The organism is Arthrobacter sp. StoSoilA2 (assembly GCF_019977195.1).
Lineage (GTDB): Bacteria > Actinomycetota > Actinomycetes > Actinomycetales > Micrococcaceae > Arthrobacter.
The window spans coordinates 4411237-4422336 of sequence record NZ_AP024643.1 but is presented as its reverse complement, the minus strand read 5'-3'; the positions used below and the strand labels follow the sequence as shown (position 1 = coordinate 4422336).

5 protein-coding genes and 4 rRNA genes are annotated in these 11100 nt (G+C 56.8%); 8 read left to right on the top strand and 1 reads right to left on the bottom strand.

Annotated features, from left to right (window positions below; genetic code table 11):
* Positions 1–25 precede the first annotated feature (25 nt).
* The 6 genes from rpmB (at position 26) to rrf (ending at position 7176) form a co-directional block, all read left to right on the top strand.
* Positions 26–262: a 50S ribosomal protein L28 gene (gene rpmB / locus LDN82_RS20160; RefSeq protein WP_011776361.1), complete on the top strand. Its 237-nt coding sequence runs from the start codon at positions 26–28 to the stop codon at positions 260–262.
* Complete coding sequence (gene rpmG / locus LDN82_RS20155; protein ID WP_003798558.1) at positions 262–429, top strand: 50S ribosomal protein L33; 168 nt, start codon at positions 262–264, stop codon at positions 427–429. Before rpmB ends, rpmG begins: the two co-directional genes overlap by 1 nt.
* Before the next feature lie 4 nt (positions 430–433).
* Entirely contained in the window at positions 434–739 is a 306-nt protein-coding gene (gene rpsN / locus LDN82_RS20150) for a 30S ribosomal protein S14 (protein ID WP_216927432.1), read from the top strand.
* 934 nt (positions 740–1673) lie between these two features.
* Positions 1674–3196 (top strand): 16S ribosomal RNA (locus tag LDN82_RS20145).
* Positions 3197–3756: 560 nt separating this feature from the next.
* A 23S ribosomal RNA gene (locus LDN82_RS20140) occupies positions 3757–6912 on the top strand.
* Between the two features lie 147 nt (positions 6913–7059).
* Positions 7060–7176 (top strand): 5S ribosomal RNA (gene rrf / locus LDN82_RS20135).
* A gap of 77 nt (positions 7177–7253) precedes the next feature.
* On the opposite strand, the gene LDN82_RS20130 is transcribed toward rrf, so the two are convergent.
* On the bottom strand, positions 7254–7631 hold the full coding sequence (locus LDN82_RS20130) for a nuclear transport factor 2 family protein (RefSeq protein ID WP_224165594.1): 378 nt from the start codon (positions 7629–7631) through the stop codon (positions 7254–7256).
* A 92-nt stretch (positions 7632–7723) separates the two neighbouring features.
* On the opposite strand from LDN82_RS20130, the gene LDN82_RS20125 reads away from it, so the two are divergent.
* The gene (locus LDN82_RS20125; protein ID WP_224165593.1) at positions 7724–8680 is read left to right on the top strand and encodes an RNA polymerase subunit sigma-70; all 957 of its coding nucleotides are present in this window, start codon (positions 7724–7726) and stop codon (positions 8678–8680) included.
* A 463-nt stretch (positions 8681–9143) separates the two neighbouring features.
* A 16S ribosomal RNA gene (locus LDN82_RS20120) occupies positions 9144–10666 on the top strand.
* The 16S, 23S and 5S rRNA genes sit together here, the layout of an rRNA operon.
* Positions 10667–11100 lie beyond the last annotated feature (434 nt).

The following is an 11100-nucleotide window of genomic DNA, read 5'->3' as shown; positions in this document are numbered from 1 at the left end:
TACATTCAATCTTTGGAGGAGAGTCATGGCAGCACACTGCCAAGTGACCGGGGCCGAGCCGGGCTTTGGACACAGCATTTCGCACTCGCACCGCCGCAACAAGCGTCGGTTCGACCCGAACATTCAGAAGAAGCGCTACTGGGTTCCGTCCCTGCGCCGTAACGTCACGCTGACCCTGTCAGCCCGTGGCATCAAGACAATCGACGTACGCGGCATCGACTCTGTCGTCGCCGACATCCTGGCACGAGGAGTAAAGCTCTAATGGCAAAGGACAAGGACGTACGTCCGATCATCAAGCTGAAGTCCACTGCGGGCACGGGTTACACCTACGTAACGCGCAAGAACCGTCGTAACGATCCTGACCGTCTGGTCCTGAAGAAGTACGACCCCAAGATCCGCCAGCACGTCGAATTCCGAGAGGAGCGCTAAACACATGGCAAAGAAGTCAAAGATTGCTCGCAACGAGCAGCGCAAGGTCATTGTTGAGCGTTACGCTGCCAAGCGTCTCGAACTGAAGAAGACCCTGGTTGACCCCAACGCGACTGACGAAGCACGCGAAGCTGCACGCCTCGGCCTGCAGAAGCTGCCCCGCAACGCCTCCCCGATCCGTCTGCGTAACCGCGACCAGATCGACGGCCGTCCCCGCGGCACCTTCCAGAAGTTTGGTATCTCCCGTGTTCGCTTCCGCGACATGGCTCACCGCGGTGAGCTCCCGGGTATCACCAAGTCTTCCTGGTAATCACGAAGCTCTGAAAGGGCCGGCAACCGTTATGGTTGCCGGCCTTTTCTGCGTTTAAGGGTGTTTGTGCGTGGTTGGCGCGAAGGCGGTTGGGAGGTTGGCGCGTGGGTGGCTGGGTGGCTGGGTGGTTGGTGCGGCGCGAAGGTGGTGGTCTTCCTCTGCGCGCTCGGTCGTTCCTGCCTTGGACGCGCGCTGCCGGATGAGCGCCGCCTTCTTCGGATGTTCTCTCATGTCGTGCGGGGTTTGGGGGATCGTTCTCTCGGATCGTGCGGGGTTTTGGTGGGTTGGGGGTGTGGTGTTCGACGGCGGTGGTTGGCTTGGGTGTTTGGCGGCGGGGTGGTGGGGGTGTGGTTGGTGTGATGGGCTTCACTGGGGTTGGTTTTTGGGGTTTTGGGGTGGTTTTGGCGGGTCTGTGGCGTTGTTTGGCCTGTGTTTGGGCGGTTTTGGCCGGTTTTTGGGTGGTGTTGGGGTGGATTTGTGTGGGGGCTGGTGGGCGTGTAATGTCTTCTGAGTCGCCGCGAGTGAGACAGCTTGGTGCTGGGAACTGCGGGGGCCGACCCCCTTTGATAACAGCCTGGAATATGGTGCGCTTTTGGGCGTGCTGGTTGCCGGGTGGGGCCGGGGCCTGGATCGGGAATCGCGGAAACGTTGATTTGCCAAGATCGGGTTGATCGGGTAACTTTGAAAAGTTGCTCCGGAGCGATCCAGCGAAGGCTGGTGGTACTGCTTTGGAATAGTGACCTGTTGTTTGAGAACTCAATAGTGTGCCAAGTTTGTTGATGCCGATTGTTTTTTTGATTGGTTGAAATTATATGCCGGATCGTCATGCACCCCCGTGTGTGGTGGTTTGGTTTTCAGCTGGTTTCGAATTTTGTGCAGCCGTGTTCGCCGTTATTTCCGGTGGGTGTGGTTGTGTCTGTTTGATTTTTTGTTTTCAACGGAGAGTTTGATCCTGGCTCAGGATGAACGCTGGCGGCGTGCTTAACACATGCAAGTCGAACGATGATCCCTGGCTTGCTGGGGGGATTAGTGGCGAACGGGTGAGTAACACGTGAGTAACCTGCCCTTGACTCTGGGATAAGCCTGGGAAACTGGGTCTAATACCGGATATGACCATCTGGCGCATGTCATGGTGGTGGAAAGCTTTTGTGGTTTTGGATGGACTCGCGGCCTATCAGCTTGTTGGTGGGGTAATGGCCTACCAAGGCGACGACGGGTAGCCGGCCTGAGAGGGTGACCGGCCACACTGGGACTGAGACACGGCCCAGACTCCTACGGGAGGCAGCAGTGGGGAATATTGCACAATGGGCGAAAGCCTGATGCAGCGACGCCGCGTGAGGGATGACGGCCTTCGGGTTGTAAACCTCTTTCAGTAGGGAAGAAGCGAAAGTGACGGTACCTGCAGAAGAAGCGCCGGCTAACTACGTGCCAGCAGCCGCGGTAATACGTAGGGCGCAAGCGTTATCCGGAATTATTGGGCGTAAAGAGCTCGTAGGCGGTTTGTCGCGTCTGCTGTGAAAGACCGGGGCTCAACTCCGGTTCTGCAGTGGGTACGGGCAGACTAGAGTGCAGTAGGGGAGACTGGAATTCCTGGTGTAGCGGTGAAATGCGCAGATATCAGGAGGAACACCGATGGCGAAGGCAGGTCTCTGGGCTGTAACTGACGCTGAGGAGCGAAAGCATGGGGAGCGAACAGGATTAGATACCCTGGTAGTCCATGCCGTAAACGTTGGGCACTAGGTGTGGGGGACATTCCACGTTTTCCGCGCCGTAGCTAACGCATTAAGTGCCCCGCCTGGGGAGTACGGCCGCAAGGCTAAAACTCAAAGGAATTGACGGGGGCCCGCACAAGCGGCGGAGCATGCGGATTAATTCGATGCAACGCGAAGAACCTTACCAAGGCTTGACATGAACCGGAAAGACCTGGAAACAGGTGCCCCGCTTGCGGTCGGTTTACAGGTGGTGCATGGTTGTCGTCAGCTCGTGTCGTGAGATGTTGGGTTAAGTCCCGCAACGAGCGCAACCCTCGTTCTATGTTGCCAGCGCGTTATGGCGGGGACTCATAGGAGACTGCCGGGGTCAACTCGGAGGAAGGTGGGGACGACGTCAAATCATCATGCCCCTTATGTCTTGGGCTTCACGCATGCTACAATGGCCGGTACAAAGGGTTGCGATACTGTGAGGTGGAGCTAATCCCAAAAAGCCGGTCTCAGTTCGGATTGGGGTCTGCAACTCGACCCCATGAAGTCGGAGTCGCTAGTAATCGCAGATCAGCAACGCTGCGGTGAATACGTTCCCGGGCCTTGTACACACCGCCCGTCAAGTCACGAAAGTTGGTAACACCCGAAGCCGGTGGCCTAACCCTTGTGGGGGGAGCCGTCGAAGGTGGGACCGGCGATTGGGACTAAGTCGTAACAAGGTAGCCGTACCGGAAGGTGCGGCTGGATCACCTCCTTTCTAAGGAGCTGCTAACAACCGTGTCTGGTTCCCGTGCATGCGGGGGCTGGTGGTTGTCAGTGTTGCCCATTGCGCAGGCGTATGTTCTGCGGTGGGTGCTCATGGGTGGAATATCAACGAATCAAACGTTTGTTTGGCATGGCCTGACCGGTTGTGTCCTGGTGTTAGTACGGCAGTGCGTGCCCCCTTGGGGGTGTGTGTTGTTGGGAACGTGCCGGGGCGTGGTTTGTGTGGGTTGTGTTTGGCGCACTGTTGGGTCCTGAGGCAACAGGACCTTTTTGCAGCAATGCAGGGGGACACAGTTCTGGTGTTTCTTTTGTTCCTGCTTCCGGTTCGTACCGGCACCCGTGTTTGTGGGTGTTGGGGGTCTGGTTGACGGGGTTGTTGTTTGAGAACTACATAGTGGACGCGAGCATCTAGAACACGCACATGTTTGTGTGTGTGTTCTTACAGCAATTTCTTATGAATGAACCTGGCCCTTTGTGGCCGTGGTTCTCTCGAATAGATGATGCATCGTGAACCGGTGGGCCCCTTTGTTGTGGGTTTGCTGGTTTGTGTGTGGTCAAGTTTTTAAGGGCACACGGTGGATGCCTTGGCATTAGGAGCCGAAGAAGGACGTAGGAATCTGCGATAAGCCTGGGGGAGTTGATAACCGAGCGTTGATCCCAGGATGTCCGAATGGGGAAACCCCGCACAACGCTTTTGGGTGATTGTGTGACCCGCATCTGAACACATAGGGTGCGTGGGGGGAACGCGGGGAAGTGAAACATCTCAGTACCCGCAGGAAGAGAAAACAAGAGTGATTCCGTTAGTAGTGGCGAGCGAACGCGGATCAGGCTAAACCGTTTCCATGTGTGATAGCCGGCGGGCGTTGCATGGGCGGGGTTGTGGGACTTTCCGTACTGGTTCTGCCGGACCGGTGGGGTGTGTAGTGCAGGCATAGGTGAACGGTCTTGAAAGGCCGGCCAGAGAGGGTGTGAGCCCCGTAACCGTAATGTTGTGTACCGCCTGGAGAGGATCCCAAGTAGCACGGGGCCCGAGAAATCCCGTGCGAATCTGTCAGGACCACCTGATAAGCCTAAATACTTCCTAATGACCGATAGCGGACCAGTACCGTGAGGGAAAGGTGAAAAGTACCCCGGGAGGGGAGTGAAACAGTACCTGAAACCGTGTGCTTACAATCCGTCGGAGCAGTCGTGAGTAATCACAAGTAACTGTGACGGCGTGCCTTTTGAAGAATGAGCCTGCGAGTTAGTGTTACGTCGCGAGGTTAACCCGTGTGGGGTAGCCGTAGCGAAAGCGAGTCTGAACAGGGCGAGTGTAGTGGCGTGATCTAGACCCGAAGCGGAGTGATCTACCCATGGCCAGGTTGAAGCGACGGTAAGACGTCGTGGAGGACCGAACCCACTTCAGTTGAAAATGGAGGGGATGAGCTGTGGGTAGGGGTGAAAGGCCAATCAAACTCCGTGATAGCTGGTTCTCCCCGAAATGCATTTAGGTGCAGCGTTGCGTGTTTCTTGCCGGAGGTAGAGCTACTGGATGGCCGATGGGCCCTACAAGGTTACTGACGTCAGCCAAACTCCGAATGCCGGTAAGTGAGAGCGCAGCAGTGAGACTGTGGGGGATAAGCTTCATAGTCGAGAGGGAAACAGCCCAGACCACCAACTAAGGCCCCTAAGCGTGTGCTAAGTGGGAAAGGATGTGGAGTTGCGAAGACAACCAGGAGGTTGGCTTAGAAGCAGCCATCCTTGAAAGAGTGCGTAATAGCTCACTGGTCAAGTGATTCCGCGCCGACAATGTAGCGGGGCTCAAGTACACCGCCGAAGTTGTGGATTTCACACAGTACCCTAGCCTTCGTGGTTCAGGGGTGTGGAGTGGTAGGGGAGCGTCGTGTGGGCAGTGAAGTCGCGGTGGAAACCAGCGGTGGAGCCTACACGAGTGAGAATGCAGGCATGAGTAGCGAAAGACGGGTGAGAAACCCGTCCGCCGAATGATCAAGGGTTCCAGGGTCAAGCTAATCTGCCCTGGGTAAGTCGGGACCTAAGGCGAGGCCGACAGGCGTAGTCGATGGACAACGGGTTGATATTCCCGTACCGGCGAAAAACCGCCCATGCCAAGCGGGGGATACTAACCGCCCGGAGCCTGCCCGCCCACCCTTGTGGTGTGTGGGTTTTGGCCGAGCGCGGGACCTGATCCCGGGAGGTAAGCGTATTAACAGGTGTGACGCAGGAAGGTAGCCGGGCCGGGCGATGGTTGCCCCGGTCCAAGGATGTAGGGTCAGGGATAGGCAAATCCGTTCCTGTGTGTTTCGAGCACGATCCTGAGATCTGATGGGACTCCCGTTCGGGGGGATCCGGTGATCCTATGCTGCCTAGAAAAGCATCGACGCGAGGTTTTAGCCGCCCGTACCCCAAACCGACACAGGTGATCAGGTAGAGAATACCAAGGCGATCGAGAGAATTATGGTTAAGGAACTCGGCAAAATGCCCCCGTAACTTCGGGAGAAGGGGGGCCTGCCCCGTGATGGAGACTTGCTCTCCGTGAGCGGGTGTGGGCCGCAGAGACCAGGGGGAAGCGACTGTTTACTAAAAACACAGGTCCGTGCGAAGTCGCAAGACGATGTATACGGACTGACTCCTGCCCGGTGCTGGAAGGTTAAGAGGACCGGTTAGCCCCTTGTGGGCGAAGCTGAGAATTTAAGCCCCAGTAAACGGCGGTGGTAACTATAACCATCCTAAGGTAGCGAAATTCCTTGTCGGGTAAGTTCCGACCTGCACGAATGGAGTAACGACTTCCCCGCTGTCTCAACCATAAACTCGGCGAAATTGCAGTACGAGTAAAGATGCTCGTTACGCGCAGCAGGACGGAAAGACCCCGAGACCTTTACTATAGTTTGGTATTGGTGTTCGGAGTGGCTTGTGTAGGATAGGTGGGAGACGTTGAAGCCCGGACGCCAGTTCGGGTGGAGTCATCGTTGAAATACCACTCTGGTCACTTTGGACATCTAACTTCGGCCCGTGATCCGGGTCAGGGACAGTGCCTGATGGGTAGTTTAACTGGGGCGGTTGCCTCCTAAAAAGTAACGGAGGCGCCCAAAGGTTCCCTCAGCCTGGTTGGCAATCAGGTGTCGAGTGTAAGTGCACAAGGGAGCTTGACTGTGAGAGAGACATCTCAAGCAGGGACGAAAGTCGGGACTAGTGATCCGGCGGTACATTGTGGAATGGCCGTCGCTCAACGGATAAAAGGTACCTCGGGGATAACAGGCTGATCTTGCCCAAGAGTCCATATCGACGGCATGGTTTGGCACCTCGATGTCGGCTCGTCGCATCCTGGGGCTGGAGTAGGTCCCAAGGGTTGGGCTGTTCGCCCATTAAAGCGGTACGCGAGCTGGGTTTAGAACGTCGTGAGACAGTTCGGTCCCTATCCGCTGCGCGCGCAGGAAATTTGAGAAGGGCTGTCCTTAGTACGAGAGGACCGGGACGGACGAACCTCTGGTGTGTCAGTTGTACTGCCAAGTGCACCGCTGATTAGCTACGTTCGGATGGGATAACCGCTGAAAGCATCTAAGCGGGAAGCTCGCTTCAAGATGAGATTTCCATACACAATACGTGTGAGAGGCCCCCAGCCAGACCACTGGGTTGATAGGCCGGATGTGGAAGCGAGGACCAAAGACTCGTGAAGCTGACCGGTACTAATAGGCCAACAACTTACACCACACACAACACACTGCACGCGTCCACTATGTGGTTCCCGAACAACAACCGTTCCAGGAACCAACAACTAAATACACAACACCACAGTTGTAACCACACAGTCTTCCCACCCCACACCCCAAAACCGGTGCGCGGGACGGGTAACAAGGTTACGGCGGTCATAGCGTGGGGGAAACGCCCGGTCCCATTCCGAACCCGGAAGCTAAGACCCACAGCGCCGATGGTACTGCACCCGGGAGGGTGTGGGAGAGTAGGACACCGCCGGACAAACATTAACGGGAAGCCCCGACCACCACGGTCGGGGCTTCCCCACTTTAACCACACCTAACAACCCAACCAGGCGCTCAGGTCCTAACGACGTCGCCACGTGCCAAGGCGAAAGGCAGACGATCGAAGATGATGTGGATCTCGGCGATCTGATCCTTGTGAATGCGATACAGTTCTGCGCCTGGAGCGCTTGGAACTGCCCGATTGGCTGTGTCGTACATGAGCATTGCTTGGTCGTCGGACCCGTAAGCCGCAAGAAGCGCGGATTTTGTGAGGGTAGCAGCGAAGGGCTCCATGAATGCCCGGACAGCGGCATTACCGCTGATGGTGCCGGACGGTGCATGGCAGACGACATCCTCGGCTAAGTGCTTGATTGCTGACTCCAGGTTCCCGGACGTCCATGCCCGGTGGTATGCGATTGCGATGTCAACGGCTATGGCCTGTTTTTCAGACATGGTCTGATTCCTTTCGTAGGCGGATACTCCTGTTTAGACACCACCTCGCAGCAGATCGGAACGCCCTGGTGGGTCCGTGCCAATATTGAACCGTGACTTCAGCCGAGTTGGAGGCTGCCCGGTCCGGTGATGAGGAGGCTTTTGCCTCGCTCGTAGCCCCCTTTCGCCGGGAGCTTCATCTGCATTGCTACAGAATTACAGGATCTGTTGATGATGCAGATGATCTGCTGCAGGAGGTTTTGCTTGCGGCATGGAAAGGGCTGCCTGGATTTGCCGGCCGATCGTCCTTGCGTACGTGGCTCTATCGGATTGCCACTACACGTTCGCTTAATGCTCTGAGGGAACAACGTCGAAGACCTCGCCCGGCCCCTGTACCTCCCTTCGAGCCACCAAACCCGAACGACCGATTCGATCTACCGCATTTGCAGCCTTACCCCGACGCCTTGGTCGACGAGCTTGATCCTGCTGCGCAGGCGGTTGCCCGCGAAAGTGTCGAGCTCGCGTTTGTTGTTGCGCTTCAACGGATGCCGCCGCGCCAGGCTGCAACGTTGATCCTGTGTGATGTCTTGGACTTCACCGTTACCGAAGCTGCTGAGCTGCTCGCGATAGGCCCGACGGCGGTTAAGGGCCTTCTTCAGCGCGCTCGCTCCTCCGGGCCTTCTTCAAGGCCAATCACCACCGGACAACGCCACCACGAATTAGCCCGTAAGTTTGCGGATGCCTTCTCGCGGGACGACGTCGATTCCGTCCTTGAGCTCCTCACAGATCAATGCTGGCTAGCCATGCCCCCGGCCAGCGAACTTTACGTGGGCCGGCACGCCGTCGGGGCTTTCCTCCGTGCCAGTGCGGCTGGCCGGCCTGGCGGCAACTACGCGCTGACCGCTGTCACTGCCGGTGGCAGGCCGGCGTTCGTTTGCTATCTGCAAGGCCGGGCCCGCGGACTGTTGGTGATCGAGCCAACCCAGTCTGGCGACAGGATCGCATCGATCATGCGATTCCTCGACGATGGTCTGCATGGGCACTTCGGAATGCCTGACCTTCTTGCCTGAAGTTGAAGCGCAACTGGCTCATTGACGCGTGCGGAGTAGTGCTCGACGGCGGTGCTGGCGCGGGTTTTTGGGGGTGTGTTTGGGTGTGTTGGGGTGGATTTGCGTTGGGGGTGTGGGGCGTGTATTGTTTTCTGAGTCGCCGGGTGCGAAACGGAAAGCCGGAAGGTGTGTACGGTTCGGTAGGCGGCCAAAAATAACTCTTCTTTTCCAATGGCCCTGTTGGGTGTGCTGCTTTTGTGGTGCGCTGTCCGGGGTGATGTTTTGGAGGGTCTGTTGTTTGAGAACTCAATAGTGTGCCAAGTTTGTTGATGCCGATTGTTTTTTTGATTGGTTGAAATTATATGCCGGATCGTCATGCACCCCCGTGTGTGGTGGTTTGGTTTTCAGCTGGTTTCGAATTTTGTGCAGCCGTGTTCGCCGTTATTTCCGGTGGGTGTGGTTGTGTCTGTTTGATTTTTTGTTTTCAACGGAGAGTTTGATCCTGGCTCAGGATGAACGCTGGCGGCGTGCTTAACACATGCAAGTCGAACGATGATCCCTGGCTTGCTGGGGGGATTAGTGGCGAACGGGTGAGTAACACGTGAGTAACCTGCCCTTGACTCTGGGATAAGCCTGGGAAACTGGGTCTAATACCGGATATGACCATCTGGCGCATGTCATGGTGGTGGAAAGCTTTTGTGGTTTTGGATGGACTCGCGGCCTATCAGCTTGTTGGTGGGGTAATGGCCTACCAAGGCGACGACGGGTAGCCGGCCTGAGAGGGTGACCGGCCACACTGGGACTGAGACACGGCCCAGACTCCTACGGGAGGCAGCAGTGGGGAATATTGCACAATGGGCGAAAGCCTGATGCAGCGACGCCGCGTGAGGGATGACGGCCTTCGGGTTGTAAACCTCTTTCAGTAGGGAAGAAGCGAAAGTGACGGTACCTGCAGAAGAAGCGCCGGCTAACTACGTGCCAGCAGCCGCGGTAATACGTAGGGCGCAAGCGTTATCCGGAATTATTGGGCGTAAAGAGCTCGTAGGCGGTTTGTCGCGTCTGCTGTGAAAGACCGGGGCTCAACTCCGGTTCTGCAGTGGGTACGGGCAGACTAGAGTGCAGTAGGGGAGACTGGAATTCCTGGTGTAGCGGTGAAATGCGCAGATATCAGGAGGAACACCGATGGCGAAGGCAGGTCTCTGGGCTGTAACTGACGCTGAGGAGCGAAAGCATGGGGAGCGAACAGGATTAGATACCCTGGTAGTCCATGCCGTAAACGTTGGGCACTAGGTGTGGGGGACATTCCACGTTTTCCGCGCCGTAGCTAACGCATTAAGTGCCCCGCCTGGGGAGTACGGCCGCAAGGCTAAAACTCAAAGGAATTGACGGGGGCCCGCACAAGCGGCGGAGCATGCGGATTAATTCGATGCAACGCGAAGAACCTTACCAAGGCTTGACATGAACCGGAAAGACCTGGAAACAGGTGCCCCGCTTGCGGTCGGTTTACAGGTGGTGCATGGTTGTCGTCAGCTCGTGTCGTGAGATGTTGGGTTAAGTCCCGCAACGAGCGCAACCCTCGTTCTATGTTGCCAGCGCGTTATGGCGGGGACTCATAGGAGACTGCCGGGGTCAACTCGGAGGAAGGTGGGGACGACGTCAAATCATCATGCCCCTTATGTCTTGGGCTTCACGCATGCTACAATGGCCGGTACAAAGGGTTGCGATACTGTGAGGTGGAGCTAATCCCAAAAAGCCGGTCTCAGTTCGGATTGGGGTCTGCAACTCGACCCCATGAAGTCGGAGTCGCTAGTAATCGCAGATCAGCAACGCTGCGGTGAATACGTTCCCGGGCCTTGTACACACCGCCCGTCAAGTCACGAAAGTTGGTAACACCCGAAGCCGGTGGCCTAACCCTTGTGGGGGGAGCCGTCGAAGGTGGGACCGGCGATTGGGACTAAGTCGTAACAAGGTAGCCGTACCGGAAGGTGCGGCTGGATCACCTCCTTTCTAAGGAGCTGCTAACAACCGTGTCTGGTTCCCGTGCATGCGGGGGCTGGTGGTTGTCAGTGTTGCCCATTGCGCAGGCGTATGTTCTGCGGTGGGTGCTCATGGGTGGAATATCAACGAATCAAACGTTTGTTTGGCATGGCCTTACCGGTTGTGTCCTGGTGTTAGTACGGCAGTGCGTGCCCCCTTGGGGGTGTGTGGTGTTGGGAACGTGCCGGGGCGTGGTTTGTGTGGGTTGTGTTTGGCGCACTGTTGGGTCCTGAGGCAACAGGACCTTTTTGCAGCAATGCAGGGGGACACAGTTCTGGTGTTTCTTTTGTTCCTGCTTCCGGTTCGTACCGGCACCCGTGTTTGTGGGTGTTGGGGGTCTGGTTGACGGGGTTGTTGTTTGAGAACTACATAGTGGACGCGAGCATCTAGAACACGCACATGTT